Genomic DNA, 18,553 nt, shown 5'->3' with positions numbered 1-18,553 from the left:
ATAACACAAGATATTCGCTGCATATATGCGTTGCGCCGGGATAGGACGGCTGTATCTCCAGTTCTCGTCTACTCGACGACAGGTCGACGCGCTTGCGGGCTCACCGACAGTCGAAACGCCGAAAGTGTCCCGTAGCGTAGCCGACGGCGTGACGGTCATCGGCCTCGACGACACCGACTCCCGCACCGAGGGGATGTGTACGACGTTCGCAGCCACGCGGCTGGCAGAGCGCATCGAGGCCGCGGGCGGGTCGGTCCAGCGGACGCTGCTGGTCCGACTCGACCCCGCCGTCGAGCACAAGACCCGCGGCAACGCCGCGCTGGCGGTCCACTGTGACGTGTCCGCCGATCGCGCACTCGATCTCGGGGCCGACGCACTCGCCATGGCGGCCGACGATCCCCGGACGAACCCCGGACTGGTCGTCGCGGACTGTGATCCGGCGGCCGTCCCCGAGCCCGTCGCCGACCACGCCGAGGCTGCCGTCCACGAGCTACTCGACGTCGAGACGGCCCGCCGACGGATCGCCGACGCCGGCTTCGAGTCGACGGCCGTCGGCAACGGTCGCGGTCTGATCGGCGCGCTCGCTGCGGTCGGTGCCTGGCGAGCCTTCGAGGACTGGACGTACGAGCACATCGCCTACCGCGAGCGCGACCGCTGGGGAACCGAGCGCTCCGTCGACCCCGACTCCGTCTTCGCCGCCGCCGACCGCCACTACCCGACGGTCTGGGACACCGTCGATCACGCGTCGGGATATCCGGTCTGTGTCCCCCGGACGCCGTGTCCGATCCTCTACGGCATCCGCGGCGACGATCCAGAGGCCTGTCGCAGCGTTGCGGCGGCGATCGACGGCGAACCGGTCGACCGGACGCGGACCTTCGTGACGAATCAGGGGACCGACGCTCACCTCCGGTCGGCCCCGCTGGACGCGCTGACCGACGGCAGTGCCTACCGGACCGACGGGACCGTGGTCGAGCCACCGGAAACGCGGGAAGGTGGCCACGTCTTCCTCACACTGGCCGACGGGGACACGACGGTCGAGTGTGCGGCCTTCGAGCCGACCAAGCGCTTCCGGGACCGGGTCCGGGCGCTCCGTCCCGGCGACGTGCTGACGGTCTGTGGCGAGGTCGGCGACGGCACGCTCAAACTGGAGAAGTTCGCGCTGCGTGATCCCGTCCAGACGGAACTGGTGACACCGGAGTGTCCGGCGTGCGGCCGATCGATGAGCAGCGCCGGGCGCGATCAGGGCTACCGCTGTCGAGACTGTGACACCCACCGCGACGGCAAGGTCGAGCGCCCGCTGGCCCGAGCGATCGAGCCCGGCTGGTACGAGGTCCCGCCGGTGGCGCGGCGTCACGTCGCCAAGCCGCTCGTCCGGGGCGGCTTCGACGGCCCGTGCCACCCCGAGCGGTGAGTCGCCGGCCACGGCGCGCACAGGCCGCGACGCGCGTCAGGACGTGACGGTCGGCAGCGTGAGACTCCGCCGACGCTGGTGTCGGATCGTCTCGATGCAGTCGGCGGCGTCGGCCAGCACCGGACACGTCGCCGTACACTCCGCGTAGAGGAACTGGACGAGCGTCTCCCCGGAGATGCCGACCAGCTGTGCGGTCGAACGGCCGTGGAGCAGTTCCTGCCTGGTCTGGGCCACGTCCTCACAGACCGCTTCGAGTGACTGCAACTGTTCGTCGATCCCGCTGCGATCGGGGCTGTCCGCCGTCGTGAGCCGTGCCCCGAGCTCGGCAGCCCGCGATTCGCAGTCGTCGAGCCGGTCGCGAGCCCGACACAGCGAGTCCCGTTCGGTCCGGAGCGTCTCCAGGTACGTCGTCCGCTCTTCGATCGCCTGCTCGGTGGCCGCCAGCAGGGCGTCGTGGACCGGCTGTGTCACCCGCCCGGTCTCGAACACCTGGACGGTGACTTCGGTCCCCAGCTCCGCCTCGAAGTTCTGCCGTAGCGTCTCGCCGTACTCGGCCTCGAAGTGTGGCACCGACAGGACCGTCTCGTCGTAGGCCTGTCGGACCGTGCGTGCCGCGGCGTCCGGCGGCGCGGCCGTTTCGAGGGCGACGACGCCACCGCCGCCCGCCCGGACGCCGGGGTCTCTCGGACTCGTCGGATCGAGCGTCCGGACGCGGGACCGGAACCGCTCGAACGCGGACCGTTCGTCGCTCGCGTAGGTCACTTCCCGGTCGAGCAGTTCGAGCGCGTGCTCGATCCGGGACTGGCGTGTCTCTGGCATGGTTCGGGTGGCCGCTCGCTCGTAGCGGTGGCGACGGAACGGGGGATGTAGGCGGTTGCTATGTGTCCTATATACCGCTCCCGACGCTACAGCGAGCTGACCGCCAGGAACAGCCAGGCCGAGTGGGGAATCCACTGCTCGGCCCAGCGCCAGCGGTGCGCGTGGTCGTCGCCCCAGGGCTCGGGACAGTAGGCGATGTCGGCCTCGTTCTCGAAGCCGGCGGTGATACCGTTCTGGACGCCGCCGGGGACGTTGCGAAACTGGCGGTGGTAGGTCGGTTCCGGCGCGCCGACGCCGTGGACCATGCAGACGCCGAAGGGGTTCGACCCGAGGATCCAGTCCAGTTGCGCCTGGGCGAACTGATCGAGGCGCTCGCCAAGCTCCGCGTCGAGCTGTGCCCGCGACCGCGCGGCAGCGGTCGCCAGCGATGCGATCCGGGCGTTCTCGCCCTGCCACCAGTAGCCGGTCTCGTTCTCGTGGGGCATGAAGAACGACGCGCGCGGTTCGTCCTCGTCGACCGGTCTGGCGTACTGGCGCGGGTAGTCGAAGGGGTTGGTGACCTCGTCGCCGATCGTCGTCTGGAACGTCCAGAAGCGCTCGATCGCGTTCGCGACGGCGTCGTCCAGCGGTCCGTCGGCGTCGACCTCCCGGTAGCGCAACAGTGCGACGATCGGCAGTCCCTCGTCGGCCGCGTGATAGAAGGGGCGGTCGTCGTCGTCCGCACGCCACCACCCGTCGTAGCGATCGTCGCTCGTCTGGCGGTCGAGCAGCGACTGGGCGCGCTCTCTGGCGGCCGTCCGGAACCGCTCGTCGTCCGTGGCGGCGGCAAGTTCCGTGGCGGCGAGCAACGCGCAGTAGTCGTCGATGACGTTCTCGGTCCCGTCGTCGAGGTACGCCGTGTTGTGGGCCTGCAGGTGGTCGAACCCCTCGATCGCGGCCTCGCGGTAGGTCTCTCGGTCGAACGCGCCCGGTCCCTCGACCTGGCTGGCGCGAGCCAGCGCGGCGATCGCGACGCCCCCGCCCTGTCGGTATCCGGCCTCGTAGTCGGTCGTCTTGTGTCCCTCCTCGGTCTCGTAGGCACAGATCTCCCGCCGGTCTACGTCCTTGGACCACTGGTCGAAGACGGTCATGTAGAAGTAGCCCGCGTCGTCTTGCATCCGGACGAGGAAGTCCGCGCCGTGGTGGATCTCCTCGCGCAGTCGCGCGTCGAGTTCCTCACCCAGCCTGTGGTCGCCGTCGTGTAGCCTGTCCCGCCCGTCGGCGAGTCCCCAGGCGACGATCGGGACCTGCTGTGGGTTGAAGTAGTTGGCGTAGCTGAGGTGGCTCAGATACTTGCTCATGTCGCCCGAGGCGTCGTACCAGCCGCCGTGTACGTCGACGGTCCCCTCGCGGTCGCCCACGAACGGCACCGACCGGTCGGCCCGGTCGTACTCGCCGCTGGCACGCTGGGTCTTGCAGTAGTACAGCAGATCGGAGAGGAGCGTCTCCTTGTGGAGGTCTTCGCCGATCTCGAAGCGCCGCGAGTGGGCCTCGCCGGCCCGGAGCGTGTACTCGCCGGGCTCGGAGAGCGAGGAGAAATCGAGCGTCCAGAAGACCCACTCTCCCCAGTCGGCGACGCCGCCGACGAACTCCGGCGTCCCCTCGAAGACGACGCCGTCCCCGTCGTGCAACACGAAGCGATCGAGGTCGCGGCGCTCCGTCGCGCGACAGACCGCTCGTTTCGGACCATCGGTCTCGTAGCCGAGTTGGTTGACCAGAATCTCCATCGTCCGTATCTTTGCCCCCGTCCGCTTAGCTTTAGGGTCGGCTTACACTGTCGGCTGTCACCGTCACGAGACAGTCTCGCCCCCGAGTCACGACACACGTCACTGATCGGCGGCCGGCCGTCTGAGGCCCCCGGAAGCCGCCGACTGCCGGTCGTTTCAGACGCCGACACGCCGGTAGTCGCTCTGTAACAATACCGCTCGGGGCCCAATCCGGTGCTATGAGCCAGCCATCGTCGGGCGAGGCCAATCCGTCGATCGCCCCGGAACCGCTCCCCCAGGAGGAGTTCCCCAGCGAACAGCTGTCTGCCGTCGTCGAGGAGCGTGCCGACGACTCAAAGCGGTGTATCCTCTATCCCGAAGACATCGATCCGGTCGACGCCGAGACCCACTGGCTGGCCGTCGACGCGTCGTTCGCCGTCGACGTCGCCGACTGCCGCTAGTGGTTCTGTCCGGACAGGACGACCACCACGTCCTCGTCCGCCGTGATCGTCCCCGCCGCTCGAAACCGCTCTAGCCCGGCAAGCGCGGTCGCGCAGGTCGGCTCGACCTGATACCCGGCCCGTGCGAGGCGGTCGTGGGCTCGCTCGGTAGCCGTGGCGTCGACGGCGACGGCGGTGCCGCCGGTCGCGTCGAGGGCGTCGAGCAACTGATCGCCCCGTGCCGGTCTGTGGATCTGGATGCCGTCGGCGACCTCGTTTGCGTCCTCGGCCTCGCCGTCACTGGCCTGCCGGCCGGCGGCGATCGGCGCGTAGCCACTGGCCTGTGCGCCCAGCAAGCGTGGCACTCGCTCGGTCCAGCCGGCCGCTCGCAGTGCCCGAAAACCGCGATAGGCCCCGAGCAACAGCGTCCCGTGGCCGACGGGGACGACGACCGCGTCCGGCACCGACCAGTTTCGCTGGGCCGCCACCTCCAGTGCCCAGGTGGCCGTCCCGGCGAAGAAGGCGGGCTGCCAGGCGTGGCTGGCGTACCAGGCGTCCGCCTCGTCGAGGGCGTCGTGGCAGGCGTCGGTCACGTCCCCGCGAGTGCCCTCGATCCGGACCACGTCCGCGCCGGTCCGCTCGATCTTTCGGAGCTTCGTCGGCTTGGCGTCGGCCGGGACGTAGATCTCGGCGTCGATCCCCGCCCGCGCCGCGTAGGTCGCGATCGCCAGCCCCGCGTTGCCAGAGGAGTCTTCGACCACCCGCTCGACGCCCAGCGCGTCGGCCTGAGAGAGCGTGACCGTCGCCCCGCGATCCTTGAAGCTCCCCGTCGGAAAGACGGAGTCGAGCTTGAGCTGGGCGTCGAATACCGTGTCGTCGATCAGCGGCGTCCACCCCTCTCCAAGCGAGACGTGCCGGTCGACCGGGAGGAACGACTCGAAGCTCCAGAGCCCACGATCACGGTCGAGTGTCGCCGGGTCCGGTGGGTCGTCGGCGTCGGGCAGCGGGCGCTCGGCGTAGTCCAGGGCGTGGCCACAGGCACACCGCCAGGGGCCGTCGGGTCCGTACTCGCGACCACAGGCTTCGCAGTGGTACATGGTCGTGGTGTCGGGTCGCCGGTACGGAAAGCTGTCGCCCGGCTACACCGAGTCGATGTCGGTCCCGACCGAACAGACGTACTCGCCGGTCGCCACCTGGGGGAGGCGTCGTGCCCGCCAGAAGATCCCGCTGGAGCGGGCGGTAACCACGTCTTTCTGCTGGCCGAACACGTCGGTGATCGTGTACAGCGTGTCACCGCGTGTGACACGGTCGCCGAGTTGCTTCTGGAAGTCGACGAGACCGCCCGCCGGGGAACCGTACTGGTCGAACCCCCGAGCGCGGGTCTGGGCCTCGAAGCTGTGCGACGCCGCGAGGAACCCGTAGTACCGCAACACGTTGTACACGCCCTCGACGCCACGCTGGATCGACTGCTCGTCCCAGCCGACACAGCCGCCCAGCTCCGGATCGATCGTCGGCACGCCCTCGTCCGGTGCAGCTCGCGCGAGCTGGCCGTCCGGGCCCTTCTGGTCGAGGATGTACCCACAGCCAAACACCTTCGCCAGTTCGAGACACTCGTCGTGGAGGCGGTGGCGCGTGCCACAGCGGACGCGACACTCGTCGATCATCTGCGAGGTCGACCCCTGGTGGAGATCGACCACGAGATCCGCCCGCGTGGCGGCGTCGAACGTCGCCGCGGCGATCCGCTCCGAGGACGTGCCCTCGTCGTTGCCCGGGTACGCCCGGTTCATCTTCGTGTCGTCGATCGGGTTCCGGTGCTCTGCCACCTGGAAGGCGTGGTAGTTGACGATCCCGACGACGAGAATCGTTCCGGAGATCTCGGCGGGATCGAGCCGTGGGACGACCCGCTGGACGACGCCGACGCCGTTGAGTTCGTCGCCGTCGCTCGCGGCCTGGAGGTACAGCGTCTTGCCGTCGTCGGCCCCGTTGACGACGGCGACCGGCAGCCCGACCTCGCTTCCGTCCCGTGTTTCGCCGACTGCCAGCCGTCCCGTGTCCGTCTCGCCCGGCTGGGCCGTCGCCGTCCCGAGGGTAACCATTTGAACGACTTTGGGTGGCCGGGACTTTTACTGGTTCGGATTCGCGCCGTAGCGAACCCGCTCGCGGTCGTGGGCTGGCCGGAACCGACGGCTCCTTATTCGGGCCGTCCCAAGGGACTGCCGTGTCAGAGAGTCAGCCCGACACCGGCCCCGGCGCGCTCGTGGCAGCGCTGAACGTCCCGACTCACGCCAAGCGCGGCTTCTTCCTGGCAGCGCTGCTCACTGCGGCGGTCTTTGCCTTCTTCGTCGTCATCCCCGGAGCCCAGCGGCCGGCGGTGCTGTACACCGGACTGGCGTTCGTTCTGTTCGTCTCACTGGGTGGACTCATCACCGCGGTGTTCGTCGCCGGCTCGGCGATCCGCCAGATCCGGTCGCTCTAGTCGCCGGCCAACGCCTCGAACCGCTGGGCACCACTGCGCGTTCCCTTCGCGATCAGTACGTCGCCGGCTGCCAGCGTCGTCTCCGGCCCCGGCGACACCTCCCAGTCGCCCCCCTCGCGTCCGGTCCGATCGCTCGCGCCAGCGTGACGAACGGCGATGATCCGCATGCCCGTCTCCGTCTTGACCTGCCGTCGGCCGATGGTGGTGCCGTCGAGGGCACTGTCGGCCGCGACCGGGACGCTGACGATCACCTCGTCGGACTCCCGGACCGCTTCGGCGACGACGGGGTGTGTCGAGAGGCCCCGCAGGACGCCCTCGCTGATCTCCAGTGCGGCGTCGGAGATCACCTCCGTCGCCCGGGCCAGGTGGACGAGCCCGCGCAGCGAGATCGGGTCGTCGTGGCGACCGGCCGCCTGGAGCGTCCAGGCCTCGAACCGGGACTGGAGGGCGTCGACCTCGGCTTCGAGTTCGACGACCTCCTCGGCCAGATCTGTGTCGTCGAACAGCACTGCGCCGTAGGCCAGATCGACGGCCAGCTCGCCCATGTCTTTCATCAGCACGATCGAGTCGACGGCCCGCTCTAGGTCCTCGATGTCGCTCTCGGGCGGTGCCGGTGGCTCGTAGCCCTCGCCGGTCGCGTCCCGATACACCTCGCCGATCCCGTCGTCCGGGCCCCGAAAGAGCACCACGTCGCCGGCCGCGACGGTCGTCTCGGCGTCGGGGTTGAGGAGCCAGTCGCCGGCCCGCCGGACCGCGATGGCGCGGACGCCGGTCTCGGTTTCGAGGTTGAGATCGCCAAGCGTCTCGTCGGCGAGTCGCGACCCCGGCGCGACGGTCGCACGGACGATCGTCTCGACGGCCTCCGGGAGCGTGGCCCGCATCGCCTCCGGCAGACCGATGTCTTCGAGCACGACCTTGGCGATGTCGCCGGCCGCGTCGGAGATCTTCTCTGCGGCCCCGACCATCCCCAGCACGGGGGCCAGCGCCTCGGCGTCTTCCGTGTTCCGGGCGGCCATGAGCAGACTCATGCGGGCGCGCAACTGCAACACGTCCATCTGCTCTTCGAGTTCGAGCACTTCTGCGGCGACCTCGTCGCTGCCCAGCAACACCGCCGAGTACGAGAGATCGATCAACAGCTCGGCGGTGTCTTTCATCTCGGCCAGCACCGCCTTGACGCTGACCGGCTCGTAGGCCACCTCGGTCGACATGTCTCCACCTGCGCGGGGGGCGGGCAAAAGCTATTCGCCGTGGCGGCCTCGCCGACGCCGAGTCGCCCGCTCCGAATCACCGTTCTGTCGAACTCTGTGCGGTGGTCGGAACGATCGTCCACTGTCGGCCCGATCGATGGCTAAACGTTCAAAAATCTCCCACACAGACCGGGGCAAGCGACGCACAGAAAGACAATGTTTTTCCCGGCAGGTAAAAAACTCTCTGCGTATGTCCGACGACCTCAAGCAAGGTCTGGAGGGTGTCCTCGTTACCGAGTCGGAGCTCAGCAAGATCGACGGTGACGCGGGCAAGCTCGTCTATCGTGGCTACACGATCGAGGACCTGGCGACCGGCGCAAGCTTCGAGGAGGTCCTGTATCTCCTCTGGCACGGTCACCTCCCGAACGCAGCGGAACTCGACGAGTTCACCGACGCGATGGTCGAGGAGCGACACGTCGACGACGACGTCATGCAGACCGTCGAGCAGCTCGCCGACGCCGACGAGAACCCGATGGCCGCACTCCGAACGGCGGTCTCGATGCTGTCCTCGCACGATCCCGACGCCGAGGCCGACCCGACCGACCTCGACGCAAACCTCCGGAAAGGTCGCCGGATCACCGCCAAGATCCCGACCGTGCTGGCTGCCTTCGCCCGGTTCCGTGACGGGAAAGACGCCGTCGAACCGCGGGAAGACCTCTCTCACGCCGCGAACTTCCTCTACATGCTCAACGGCGAGGCACCGGACGAGGTGCTCGCCGAGACGTTCGACATGGCGCTCGTGCTCCACGCCGACCACGGCATCAACGCCTCGACGTTCTCGGCCATGGTCACGACCTCGACGCTGTCGGATCTCCACAGCGCGATCACCTCCGCGATCGGCACGCTGAAGGGATCGCTCCACGGCGGCGCGAACCAGGACGTCATGGAGATGCTCAAGGAGGTCGACGACGCCGAGCAGGACCCGATCGACTGGGTGAAGACCGCACTCGACGAGGGCCGTCGCGTCTCCGGCTTCGGTCACCGCGTCTACAACGTCAAGGACCCGCGAGCGAAGATCCTCAGCCAGCGCTCGAAGGAACTGGGGGAGGCCGCAGGTTCGCTCAAGTGGTACGAGATGTCCACCGCCATCGAGGACTACCTCAAAGAAGAGAAGGGTCTGGCCCCGAACGTCGACTTCTACTCGGCCTCGACGTACTACCAGATGGGCATCCCCATCGACATCTACACACCCATCTTCGCGATGTCCCGCGTCGGCGGCTGGACGGCCCACGTCCTCGAACAGTACGAGAACAATCGGCTGATCCGCCCACGCGCTCGCTACGTCGGCCCGACAGACCAGACGTTCGTGCCCCTCGACGAGCGATAGGCGGCCGTCCGGTTTTTCGGCCACGTTTCCGAACAGACAGCTGCCGTTCTCAGCGATCCGTTCGCGTCAGAAGACGCCAGCTGTCGCCATGATCGCCGCTCGCGAGTTCGCTCGCTCTGTTCGACCGTTCCGGGGCTGCGACTCGCGAGCTCAAATCCCAGTTATCACCGTCTTCGCCGCTCACGGAAGCCGAGAACACGCTCCACGGTTCTCGGCGTGATGTTCGCTCCAGAAGACGCCAGGACTGGGATTTGAACCCAGAATCCCGAAAGGGAACACGCTTTCCAGGCGTGCGCCTTACCGTTCGGCCATCCTGGCACGCGTCGATACGTCGGCGGGCGTGTGATTAAGGGCTTTCGTTCTCGGCTGGCCGACGCCGGGCGTCGAGGAGGCGGTCGCGGGCGACGGTCGTCAGCGCCGTGGTGGCGAGGCCGACCAGCAGGGCGACGCCGGCCTTGACGCCAATGGTCACCGTAGCGGCGGCGAGTAGCTCGTAGCCCTGGACGAGCACGAGAAAGGACAGCGCTCCGACGACGCCCCACAGCAGGCTCTCTCTGGTCCGATCGTCCATACCGACGCTGTGGGTCGGGCAGCCTTTACTTCGTCGCAATCGCCTCGATCTCGACGCCGACGCCCTTCGGGAGTTCGTCGACGCCGACGGCGCTGCGGGCCGGCGGCTCGCTCTCGAAGAAGCTCTCGTAGGCGTCGTCCATCGCCTCGAAGTCGTCGATGTCGTCGAGGTACACCGTCACCTTCAGCACGTTGTCGAGGCTCGTGCCCGACGACTCCAGGATGGCCTCGACGTTTTCGAGGGCCTGCTGGGCCTGTACGTCGATGGCGGCCTCGTCGAGCAGGTCGCCCTCGGGGGTCAGCGGGATCTGTCCGGCCGTAAAGACGAGGTCGTCGGTCGTCGTGGCCTGACTGTACGCTCCGACCGCGGCGGGGGCGGCGTCGGTACTGACAATCCGTTTCATACGTCAACGCGCGACCGGCGAGGGCATAAATGTGGGGCGCTACACAAGCACTTCGACCTCGAAGCCCGCGTCTTCGAGCCGGTCGAGCAGCTCCGCGACGTGGTCCGGTCCCCGCGTTTCGAGATCCAGTTCGACCTCGGCGTCGTTCATGGCGATGTCCCGCGAGGTCCGGTCGTGCTCGATGCCGTAGACGTTGACCTGGGCCGCCGACAGCACCTCGACCAGTTCCTCCAGCGAGCCCGGCCGGTCCTCCAGGACGGTCCTGATCTTGCAGTACCGGCCGGTCTCGACCAGCCCTCGCATGATGACGTTCGTCAGTGTGTTCAGGTCGATGTTGCCCCCACAGAGCGTCGGGACGATCGTCTCGTCGTCCTCGTAGTCGAACTTCCCTTCGAGCAGGGCCGCAAGCGGGACCGCGCCCGCTCCCTCGGCCAGCGTCTTCGACCGCTCCAGCAGCGTCGTCAGCGCGACGGCGATTTCGGGATCGGAGACGGTGACGACCTCGTCGACGCGCTCTTCGATCACCTCGAAGGTCCGGTCGCCGACGGTCCGTGTCGCGATCCCGTCGGCGATGGTCTGGACCGAATCGCGTTCGATCCGGTGGCCCTTCTCTAGGGACTCGGCGACGCTGGATGCGCCCTCGGCCTGCACGCCGATCACGCGCACGTCGTCGTCCTGGCCCTTCAGCGCCGTCGCGATCCCACTGACGAGGCCGCCGCCGCCGATGGGGACGACGACGGTGTCGACGCCGGGCAGGTCCTCGTAGATCTCCAGCCCGATCGTCCCCTGGCCGGCCATCACCATCTCGTCGTCGAAGGCGTGGACGTAGGTCCGGCCGGACTCGCGCTCGATCTCGTGGGCCTTCTGGGCGGCCGCGTCGTAGTCTCGCCCGTGGAGGACCACGCGACCGCCGTAGTTCTCGGTGGCCTGGACCTTCGAGACGGGGGCACGTTCGGGCATGACGATCGTCGAATCGACGCCGATCCGGGTCGCAGCCAGCGCCACGCCCTGTGCGTGGTTGCCCGCGCTGGCGGTGACGACGCCCGCCTCGCGTTCGGACGCCGACAGTGTCGCGATCCGGTTGGTCGCGCCACGGATCTTGAACGAGCCGGTCCGCTGGAACAGTTCGAGTTTGAGGTGTACGTCCGCGCCCGTCATCGACGAGAAGGTGTGCGAGTAGTCGAGCGGGGTGTGTCGAGCCGTTTCGGCGACGCGATCGCGGGCGGCCAGCACGTCATCGAAAGCGAGCATACTGGCAGTTACACCCCGGTGCTTGTTACTGTTGGCGCGACAGCCGTCGCTGGGCGACGTTCGGGGAAGGGGAACGAAATGGATGGTGCCCACCACCGATGGAGGGTGTGCGAGTGATCCAAGGACACGAGATGGGTTAAAAGCGATGAAAGCGGAGTGAAAGTGTAACCGCAGGACGTGAGACGGAGCAAACGAGCGTCTGACGCGTGGCTGCCGGCCGCTCGGTGCAGGGAGAACCGTTTTTACCGAGGTCGATAAGACTGGTGTAGATGGACTCCTGGAAGCGACGGACTGCGCTGTACGTCGTCGGGCTGATCGGTGTCATGCTGGGCTTTACGCTCGTCTACGACTACGGCATGAGCGCGTTCGACGGCCGGCCACGGACGTTTCTGGAGGCTCTCCAGGTCGTCGTCGAGACGTTCACCACGACGGGGTACGGGTCAGACGCCAAGTGGGAGAGCCCCGAGATGCTCCTGCTCGTGACGGTGATGGACATCACCGGCGTCGTCCTGATCTTTCTGGCGCTGCCGGCGCTGCTCTTTCCGCTGTTCGAGGAGGCCGTCTCGACGAACGTCCCGACCACCGTCGAGAACGACATCGAGGACCACGTCGTCATCTGCACCTACACGCCTCGCGGGGAGACGCTCGTCGGCGAACTGGACACCTGGGGGGTCGACCACGTCGTCGTCGAGCCCGACCGCGAGCGGGCGACCGAGCTCTACGAGGACGGCCACCGCGTCATCCACGCGGACCCACAGTCGGTCGAGGGGCTACGGAACGCGGGGCTGGCAGACGCTCGCGCGCTGGTCGCCGACGCCGCGGACGAGGTCAACACCAGTATCATCCTCACGGCTCGCGAGGTCGACGACAGCGTCTCGACGGTCAGCGTCGTCGAGGAGCCAGACCGAGAGCGGTACCACGACCTCGCCGGAGCAGACCACGTCGTGTCGCCGCGTCGGCTGCTGGGCGAGAGCCTCGCCGGAAAGGTGACGACGAGCGTCTCGACGGCCGTCGGCGACACCATCGAGATCGGACAGGACTTCGACATCGCGGAACTGCCGATCCACCGCGGCAGCGATCTCGTCGGTCGCACGCTGGCCGACAGCGAGATCCGCGAGGAGTCCGGCGTCAACGTCATCGGCGCGTGGTTCCAGGGCGAGTTCGAGAGTCCGCCCTCGCCGGACGCGACCCTCGACAACGGCACCGTGTTGCTCGTGGCCGGCCGCGAGGACCAGCTCCAGCGACTCAAGGACATGACGCTGTCCAGCGTCCGCCAGTTCGGCCACGGCGAGACCGTCGTCGTCGGCTACGGCGAAGTCGGACGGACCACGGCACGGGCCCTCGACCGGGCGGGCATCGACTACACCGTCATCGACCACGAAGACAAGCCCGGCGTCGACGTGGTCGGGGACGCCACCGAACCGGACGAACTCCGGGCCGCCGGCATCGCGGACGCTCGCACCGTTGTGCTCGCGCTGTCCGACGACACCGACACCGAGTTCGCCACGCTCGTGATCGGCGACCTCAACCCCGACGTGGAGATCATCGCCCGTGCCGAACAGACCGAGAACGTCCAGAAGATGTACCGCGCGGGAGCCGACTACGTCCTCTCGCTGGCGACGATCAGCGGTCGGATGCTCGCCTCGACGATCCTGGCCGACGAACAGGTGATCTCGATGGACGAGCAAGTCGAGATCGTCCGTACCGCGGCCGACAAACTCGCCGGGCAGACGCTCGGACAGGCCCGCGTCCGGGCGCGGACGGGGTGTACCGTCGTCGCGGTCGAACGCAACGGCGACGTGATCACCGACGTTGGCCCGGACGTACACGTGGCGGACGGGGACGACCTGGTCGTCGCCGGCACCGACGACAGCGTCGACCGGTTCCGCGCGATCTTCGACTGATCGGGCGTGTTAGCGGTTGCCCGGCGCTCGTCGCCAGGGGGGAGACGATCACCGGGAAGCGTCTCCAATGACCTGTACGAGACTGTCGGCCGTCACCGCTGCACGATCCGTGCGATCCGCGGCCACGACGTGTATTGCGGGACTGCCGTAGTACACACCCACTGTCGGCAACGACGACTCTGGCACGCTCTGTCGTCCTTCGACTCCGACATATTTTTGATTGTCACCCTGGCAATCACAGTTACATGTCTTCTCGCAGGTCAGTGTGTCTTGAGGAGATGGTATGGCCGGAAGTCGAAACAGCCCTCGAAGACGGAGCCCGGACGGCGATCGTTGCCGTCGGTTCGATCGAACAGCACGGGCCACACCTCCCGTTGAACATGGATACGCTGGACGGTGACGAACTCTCGCGCCGCATCGCCGCCGAACTGGGCGACGCCCTCGCCGCCCCCACGATTCGACCCGGCTGTTCGGGCCACCACATGGAGTTTCCCGGCACGATCACCGTCCCTCCGGAGACGCTGATGGACGTGATCCGATCGTACTGCCGATCGCTCGACACCCACGGCTTCGAGTACGTCGTCCTCGTTCCCACTCACGGCGGGAATTTCGGACCGGTCACCACCGTCGCACCCGACATCGCCCGCGAGATCGACGCCACGGTGATCACGCTCGCCGACCTCGACGAACACATGGCGTTGCTGAACGAGGGGCTGAGCGAGGCCGGGATCGAGTACGAGCAGGACGTTATCCACGCCGGTGCCGCGGAGACGGCGATGGTGCTGGCCATCGACGAGGGACTCGTCAGGACAGCCGACATCGAGCCCGGCCCCGAAGGCGACTTCTCGGCTGCCCGTCTGCTGAGCGAGGGGTTCGCGTCCATCACGGAAAACGGGGTCCTCGGTGACCCGTCGGCGGCGACTGCGGAGGCTGGCGAAGCGATCTTCCAGAACGTCGTCGAGACGTACGTCGAGTACATCGAAGCCGAACGCGACGCGGTCTGAACCGGGAGGACTTCACCACTCCGACCGCGGTCAGTTCACAGCCCTTTCGGTCCCTGATCGCGTATCTCCCGATAGATGCATCCCTCTCGTGTGGTCTCGCTGTGTTTCCTGGGAGTCAGTCTCCTCCTGGTCGCACAGCTCGGTGTGGTCTCTCCGTTCGCGCTGACGCTGCCCACCGTCGTCCAGTTGCTCGGTGCCGCCATGCTCATGCTGGGGAGCCTCTACGGACTGGTGCGGTACGAGGAGAACCCGATCGTCACCGAGTACGGCCCCGCAGCGTACCTCCTGATCGGTACGAGCCTGTTCCTGTTCGTGGCGCTGGCGCTGTCGATCGCGCTCTCGCTCGGTGTGTGACCGGTCCAGACGCGCCCCTCGGGCGTCTCGCGAGCACGTTACTTGCCCCCGATAGCTAAGGGCACGCCGGGCGAGGGACCGACTATGACCGACTACCGCGCGAACTACGCGATGGTGTCCTTGCAGGAACAGCTGGGGCCGGACCCGAACGCGCTCGACGTACCGTGGGCGACGTTCTCGGCCGACGAGAGCGACGTCCACACCTTCGACGTGCCGACGGCCGATCCCGTCGAGCCGTACGTCCAGATGCAGGTCTACGACGTGGGCAGCTACGACCACGAGCTGTTGATCAACGGCCAGGCGCTGTCTGGCTTCGACCTCCCGACGGAACACGGCTGGCAGTACTGGATGGACACCGTCACGTCGGCGCGCCTGCGCGAGGGCGAGAACACCCTCCAGTTCCAGCGCGATACGACCACCGACGACAGCTTCGTCGTCGGGACGCTCACCGTCAACTGGAAGGAACCGGTCGACTAGGGCCGTATAAAAGATGGGGGAGTCGGGGACCTTCCCGTGGCAACACTTCCCACGCTATTCGCGTCGTTCGGGCGTCGTCCCCGGGTTTCTGATCTCCTGACCGTCGATCCGTCGATCCCGGGGACGGGGTAAAACCCACACTTTTATATAGAAGCACATTCAATCAATCGAACGATTATGAGCCAGCGGCAAATGCAGGGTCAGCCGATGATCATTCTGGGAGAGGACTCCCAGCGGATGAAGGACAAGGACGCACAGAGCCACAACATCTCGGCGGCCCGCGCGGTCGCGGAGTCGGTCCGATCGACACTCGGCCCGAAGGGGATGGACAAGATGCTCGTCTCCTCGCTCGGTGACGTGACCGTCACGAACGACGGCGTCACCATCCTCACGGAGATGGACATCGACAACCCGACGGCCGAGATGATCGTCGAGGTCGCCGAGGCCCAGGAAGACGAGGCCGGCGACGGCACGACGACCGCCGTCTCCATCGCGGGCGAACTGCTGAAAAACGCCGAGGAGCTCCTCGAACAGGACATTCACCCGACGGCGATCATCAAGGGCTTCGACCTCGCGTCGACGGAAGCCAAGAACCAGATCGGCGAGATCGCCACGTCCGTCGAGCCCGACGACGAGGCACTGCTCAAGAAGCTCGCCGAGACCTCCATGACGGGCAAGGGCGCGGAGCTCAACAAGGAACTGCTCGCCCAGCTCATCGTCGACGCGGTCAACGCCGTCACCGTCGAGGCCGAGGACGGCTCGGTCATCGCCGACCTCGAGTTCCTCAACATCGAGACCCAGACCGGCCGTGCGGTCTCTGACTCGGAGCTCATCGAGGGCGCGGTCGTCGACAAGGACCCCGTCCACGAGGAGATGCCGACCACCGTCGACGACGCCGACGTGCTCCTGCTCGACACGCCGATCGAGCTCGACGAGACCGAAGTCGACGCCCAGCTCTCCGTCGACGACCCGAGCCAGCTCCAGAACTTCCTCGACAAGGAAGAAGAGCAGCTCGAAGAGATGGTCGACGCCATCGCCGCGACCGGCGCGAACGTCGTCTTCTGCCAGAAGGGCATCGACGACATGGCCCAGCACTACCTCGCAAAGGAGGGCATCCTCGCCGTCCGACGGGCCAAGAAGTCCGACATCGAGTTCCTCCGAGAGGTGCTCGGCGCGAACATCGTCTCCGACGTACACAACGCCACCGCCGACGACCTCGGCCACGGCTCCATCCGCCGGGACACCGAGGAAGAGCTCTTCTACGTCGAGGGCGAGGGCGACGACGCACACGGCGTCACGCTCCTCCTGCGTGCCTCCACCGACCACGTCGTCGACGAACTCGAACGCGGCGTCCAGGACGCACTCGACGTCGTCGCCTCGACGGTCGCCGACGGCCAGATCCTCGCCGGTGGCGGCGCACCCGAAGTCGAACTCGCCAGCCGCCTGCGAGACTACGCGGACGGCGTCGAAGGCCGCGAACAGCTGGCCGTCGAGGCCTTCGCCGACGCGCTGGAGCTCATCCCGCGCACGCTCGCAGAGAACGCGGGCCTGGACTCCATCGACTCGCTGGTCGACCTGCGCGCCGCCCACGAGGGTGGCGACGTCCAGGCCGGCCTCGACGTGTACAGCGGTGACGTGGTCAACACGCTCGAGGAAGGCGTCGTCGAGCCCGCCCACGCGAAGCGACAGGCGATCTCCTCGGCTGCCGAGGCGGCGAACCTCGTGCTCAAAATCGACGACATCATCGCGGCTGGCGACCTCTCGACCAGTGGCGGCGACGAGGAAGGCGGCCCCGGCGGCGCGCCCGGCGGAATGGGCGGTATGGGCGGCGGCATGGGCGGCATGATGTAAACCCACTTTTTGCTTCACTCGCGGCCTGACGGCCGCTCGTTTGCAAAAACGTGGGGAAAAAGCGCGTCGGGCTCCAGTCGCGCGCCTTCGGCGCGCGGTAGTCGCCCTCGCGCCCGCTCACACCCTCCGGGTGTTCGCGGCCCTACTCCCTCGCCCGCACCGCACACCGACCGATCTTCGTTCGCTACAACCCGACAGCAACAGCTCTCACGGCGCACCGACGAGCACGAACGTGCTCTCGGTGTCGCCGTTCTGGATACTGCGGGTCGCGTCGGGCGAGACTCGGAGCGCGTCGCCGGCGTCCATCTCGACGGCCTCGCCGTCGACGGTGACCGTCGCCGCGCCCTCCGCGAGGTAGTACACCTCCTCGTGGTCCTCGTCGGCGTGGTCGTGCTCCATCCCGCTCCAGCCGGGGTCGCAGTCCAGCACCGTCACGCCCAACTGCTCGGTTCCGAGGGCGTCTCGCAGAAAGTGCATGCTCTCGGCGCGCGGTTCCACGTCCTCGTAGTTGACCAGCGTGTGGGACATCACTCGGTACGTCGACTGCCAGCGTCAAAGGCCTTGACCCGGCGGCGGACGATCCACACACCGACCGCACGACAGCAGTCGATCGGGTACGCATCCGTTTGCGGTGGCTCCGCTCGGTCGTGCAAATAGTTCTCACAGGAGGCTGTGGGACCGCTCCGTACGACTCTTACATACGTTGATGTGGTCTCCCTCCGAGCGACCGGTGTATGTCTCAGTCACGGGAACGACAGGAGGGCGAACGAGTCTGTGCGTCGTATCCGCTGGACGTTTCGGTCGTCGAACTCCCCGCGGAGGAGGGGTCACAGTATCGGTTCGAAGCGCCGGACCACTGTGGGAAGACCTTCGAGGACGAGGAGAGCGCGCTGCTGTACGCCGACGTGTACTTCGACGTCAACGGCTTCGCGGAGGTCGGGACCGGCGGTCGGGGTATCCCGCCGGAGATCGTCCAGGCCGGCCGGGACACGCTGGCGGCGTACTTCGTGACGATGCCGGGCGTCGACGCCCAGTGGGTCGCTTCCTTCTACGGCCACAAGCCCGAACGGGCCGAACGCTACGTCTCGCGGGTCCGCAAGCGCGCCAGTGAGATTCGCGAGGGCATCGTCGACCGTCAGTGACGCTCTGAACCGGCCCGGTACCTGTACACCTCTCGTCTCACAGCCGACGGCGGGGCAGTCCGCCCTCGAACTCTGTCGAAAGCCCGGAATTTTCCCGGCGCTGTGTGAAATTATTTCTCAATAGGTATCGA

General features: G+C 67.3%; 19 protein-coding genes and 1 tRNA gene. 10 read left to right on the top strand and 10 right to left on the bottom strand.

Going from position 1 to position 18,553, the window contains the following annotated elements:
• Positions 1-148 precede the first annotated feature (148 nt).
• Positions 149-1,411: a TiaS agmantine-binding domain-containing protein gene (locus tag AC5FRZ_RS00785; protein WP_493563617.1), complete on the top strand. Its 1,263-nt coding sequence runs from the start codon at positions 149-151 to the stop codon at positions 1,409-1,411.
• 36 nt (positions 1,412-1,447) lie between these two features.
• Here the strand turns inward: AC5FRZ_RS00785 and AC5FRZ_RS00780 are convergent, their stop codons facing one another.
• The gene (locus AC5FRZ_RS00780; protein WP_493563616.1) at positions 1,448-2,230 is read right to left on the bottom strand and encodes a DUF7260 family protein; all 783 of its coding nucleotides are present in this window, start codon (positions 2,228-2,230) and stop codon (positions 1,448-1,450) included.
• A gap of 86 nt (positions 2,231-2,316) precedes the next feature.
• On the bottom strand, positions 2,317-3,996 hold the full coding sequence (locus AC5FRZ_RS00775; RefSeq protein ID WP_493563615.1) for a glycoside hydrolase family 9 protein: 1,680 nt from the start codon (positions 3,994-3,996) through the stop codon (positions 2,317-2,319).
• Between the two features lie 218 nt (positions 3,997-4,214).
• Between AC5FRZ_RS00775 and AC5FRZ_RS00770 the strand changes: the two genes are divergently transcribed.
• Positions 4,215-4,436, top strand: a complete 222-nt coding sequence (locus AC5FRZ_RS00770; protein ID WP_170092967.1) for a DUF7511 domain-containing protein — start codon at positions 4,215-4,217, stop codon at positions 4,434-4,436.
• On the opposite strand, the gene AC5FRZ_RS00765 is transcribed toward AC5FRZ_RS00770, so the two are convergent.
• Together AC5FRZ_RS00765 and AC5FRZ_RS00760 are read right to left on the bottom strand one after the other, a co-directional pair.
• Positions 4,433-5,512 carry a threonine synthase gene (locus AC5FRZ_RS00765; RefSeq protein ID WP_493563614.1) on the bottom strand — a complete coding sequence of 360 codons (1,080 nt, stop codon included), beginning with the start codon at positions 5,510-5,512 and terminating at the stop codon, positions 4,433-4,435. The two genes, AC5FRZ_RS00770 and AC5FRZ_RS00765, sit on opposite strands and share 4 nt — an antisense overlap.
• A gap of 42 nt (positions 5,513-5,554) precedes the next feature.
• Positions 5,555-6,511: a succinylglutamate desuccinylase/aspartoacylase family protein gene (locus tag AC5FRZ_RS00760; RefSeq protein WP_493563613.1), complete on the bottom strand. Its 957-nt coding sequence runs from the start codon at positions 6,509-6,511 to the stop codon at positions 5,555-5,557.
• Positions 6,512-6,633: 122 nt separating this feature from the next.
• Between AC5FRZ_RS00760 and AC5FRZ_RS00755 the strand changes: the two genes are divergently transcribed.
• The gene (locus tag AC5FRZ_RS00755; protein ID WP_153552221.1) at positions 6,634-6,891 is read left to right on the top strand and encodes a DUF7536 family protein; all 258 of its coding nucleotides are present in this window, start codon (positions 6,634-6,636) and stop codon (positions 6,889-6,891) included.
• Here AC5FRZ_RS00755 and AC5FRZ_RS00750 read toward each other — a convergent pair.
• On the bottom strand, positions 6,888-8,099 hold the full coding sequence (locus AC5FRZ_RS00750) for a potassium channel family protein (protein ID WP_170092964.1): 1,212 nt from the start codon (positions 8,097-8,099) through the stop codon (positions 6,888-6,890). The two genes, AC5FRZ_RS00755 and AC5FRZ_RS00750, sit on opposite strands and share 4 nt — an antisense overlap.
• Positions 8,100-8,328: 229 nt before the next feature.
• Here AC5FRZ_RS00750 and citZ point away from each other — a divergent pair, with 229 nt between their 5' ends.
• Positions 8,329-9,465: a citrate synthase gene (citZ, locus tag AC5FRZ_RS00745; protein ID WP_372480004.1), complete on the top strand. Its 1,137-nt coding sequence runs from the start codon at positions 8,329-8,331 to the stop codon at positions 9,463-9,465.
• A gap of 236 nt (positions 9,466-9,701) precedes the next feature.
• Here the strand turns inward: citZ and AC5FRZ_RS00740 are convergent.
• From AC5FRZ_RS00740 to ilvA, 4 genes are all read right to left on the bottom strand, one after another.
• Positions 9,702-9,783 (bottom strand) — tRNA-Ser (locus AC5FRZ_RS00740).
• Positions 9,784-9,811: 28 nt separating this feature from the next.
• Entirely contained in the window at positions 9,812-10,036 is a 225-nt protein-coding gene (locus AC5FRZ_RS00735; RefSeq protein WP_153552218.1) for a DUF7981 family protein, read from the bottom strand.
• 25 nt (positions 10,037-10,061) lie between these two features.
• On the bottom strand, positions 10,062-10,439 hold the full coding sequence (locus tag AC5FRZ_RS00730; RefSeq protein ID WP_015761814.1) for a Rid family detoxifying hydrolase: 378 nt from the start codon (positions 10,437-10,439) through the stop codon (positions 10,062-10,064).
• Positions 10,440-10,478: 39 nt separating this feature from the next.
• The gene (gene ilvA, locus AC5FRZ_RS00725) at positions 10,479-11,690 is read right to left on the bottom strand and encodes a threonine ammonia-lyase (protein ID WP_208627420.1); all 1,212 of its coding nucleotides are present in this window, start codon (positions 11,688-11,690) and stop codon (positions 10,479-10,481) included.
• A gap of 269 nt (positions 11,691-11,959) precedes the next feature.
• Between ilvA and AC5FRZ_RS00720 the strand changes: the two genes are divergently transcribed.
• The 5 genes from AC5FRZ_RS00720 (at position 11,960) to thsB (ending at position 17,280) form a co-directional block, all read left to right on the top strand.
• Positions 11,960-13,594: a potassium channel family protein gene (locus AC5FRZ_RS00720; protein ID WP_170092961.1), complete on the top strand. Its 1,635-nt coding sequence runs from the start codon at positions 11,960-11,962 to the stop codon at positions 13,592-13,594.
• Positions 13,595-13,839: 245 nt separating this feature from the next.
• Positions 13,840-14,598, top strand: a complete 759-nt coding sequence (locus tag AC5FRZ_RS00715) for a creatininase family protein (protein WP_170092960.1) — start codon at positions 13,840-13,842, stop codon at positions 14,596-14,598.
• Positions 14,599-14,673: 75 nt separating this feature from the next.
• On the top strand, positions 14,674-14,952 hold the full coding sequence (locus AC5FRZ_RS00710) for a hypothetical protein (RefSeq protein ID WP_153552215.1): 279 nt from the start codon (positions 14,674-14,676) through the stop codon (positions 14,950-14,952).
• An 84-nt stretch (positions 14,953-15,036) separates the two neighbouring features.
• The gene (locus AC5FRZ_RS00705; protein WP_153552214.1) at positions 15,037-15,429 is read left to right on the top strand and encodes a DUF7383 domain-containing protein; all 393 of its coding nucleotides are present in this window, start codon (positions 15,037-15,039) and stop codon (positions 15,427-15,429) included.
• Between the two features lie 177 nt (positions 15,430-15,606).
• Positions 15,607-17,280: a thermosome subunit beta gene (thsB, locus tag AC5FRZ_RS00700; protein ID WP_493563612.1), complete on the top strand. Its 1,674-nt coding sequence runs from the start codon at positions 15,607-15,609 to the stop codon at positions 17,278-17,280.
• Between the two features lie 207 nt (positions 17,281-17,487).
• Here the strand turns inward: thsB and AC5FRZ_RS00695 are convergent, their stop codons facing one another.
• The gene (locus AC5FRZ_RS00695; protein WP_372480007.1) at positions 17,488-17,808 is read right to left on the bottom strand and encodes a cupin domain-containing protein; all 321 of its coding nucleotides are present in this window, start codon (positions 17,806-17,808) and stop codon (positions 17,488-17,490) included.
• 206 nt (positions 17,809-18,014) lie between these two features.
• On the opposite strand from AC5FRZ_RS00695, the gene AC5FRZ_RS00690 reads away from it, so the two are divergent.
• Positions 18,015-18,422, top strand: coding sequence for a hypothetical protein (locus AC5FRZ_RS00690; protein ID WP_153554776.1), 408 nt, complete (start codon positions 18,015-18,017; stop codon positions 18,420-18,422).
• Positions 18,423-18,553: the final 131 nt, after the last annotated feature.

The organism is Halomicrobium sp. HArcht1-1 (assembly GCF_058933285.1).
This window is presented reverse-complemented; position numbering and strand designations above follow the sequence as displayed.

Coding starts and splice junctions, on each gene's coding strand:
- AC5FRZ_RS00780 (WP_493563616.1), bottom strand. CDS start 2,230: ATGCCAGAGACACGCCAGTCCCGGATCGAGCACGCGCTCGAACTGCTC.
- AC5FRZ_RS00775 (WP_493563615.1), bottom strand. CDS start 3,996: ATGGAGATTCTGGTCAACCAACTCGGCTACGAGACCGATGGTCCGAAA.
- AC5FRZ_RS00770 (WP_170092967.1), top strand. CDS start 4,215: ATGAGCCAGCCATCGTCGGGCGAGGCCAATCCGTCGATCGCCCCGGAA.
- AC5FRZ_RS00765 (WP_493563614.1), bottom strand. CDS start 5,512: ATGTACCACTGCGAAGCCTGTGGTCGCGAGTACGGACCCGACGGCCCC.
- AC5FRZ_RS00760 (WP_493563613.1), bottom strand. CDS start 6,511: ATGGTTACCCTCGGGACGGCGACGGCCCAGCCGGGCGAGACGGACACG.
- AC5FRZ_RS00750 (WP_170092964.1), bottom strand. CDS start 8,099: ATGTCGACCGAGGTGGCCTACGAGCCGGTCAGCGTCAAGGCGGTGCTG.
- citZ (WP_372480004.1), top strand. CDS start 8,329: ATGTCCGACGACCTCAAGCAAGGTCTGGAGGGTGTCCTCGTTACCGAG.
- AC5FRZ_RS00735 (WP_153552218.1), bottom strand. CDS start 10,036: ATGGACGATCGGACCAGAGAGAGCCTGCTGTGGGGCGTCGTCGGAGCG.
- AC5FRZ_RS00730 (WP_015761814.1), bottom strand. CDS start 10,439: ATGAAACGGATTGTCAGTACCGACGCCGCCCCCGCCGCGGTCGGAGCG.
- ilvA (WP_208627420.1), bottom strand. CDS start 11,690: ATGCTCGCTTTCGATGACGTGCTGGCCGCCCGCGATCGCGTCGCCGAA.
- AC5FRZ_RS00720 (WP_170092961.1), top strand. CDS start 11,960: ATGGACTCCTGGAAGCGACGGACTGCGCTGTACGTCGTCGGGCTGATC.
- AC5FRZ_RS00715 (WP_170092960.1), top strand. CDS start 13,840: ATGTCTTCTCGCAGGTCAGTGTGTCTTGAGGAGATGGTATGGCCGGAA.
- AC5FRZ_RS00710 (WP_153552215.1), top strand. CDS start 14,674: ATGCATCCCTCTCGTGTGGTCTCGCTGTGTTTCCTGGGAGTCAGTCTC.
- AC5FRZ_RS00705 (WP_153552214.1), top strand. CDS start 15,037: ATGACCGACTACCGCGCGAACTACGCGATGGTGTCCTTGCAGGAACAG.
- thsB (WP_493563612.1), top strand. CDS start 15,607: ATGAGCCAGCGGCAAATGCAGGGTCAGCCGATGATCATTCTGGGAGAG.
- AC5FRZ_RS00695 (WP_372480007.1), bottom strand. CDS start 17,808: ATGTCCCACACGCTGGTCAACTACGAGGACGTGGAACCGCGCGCCGAG.
- AC5FRZ_RS00690 (WP_153554776.1), top strand. CDS start 18,015: ATGTCTCAGTCACGGGAACGACAGGAGGGCGAACGAGTCTGTGCGTCG.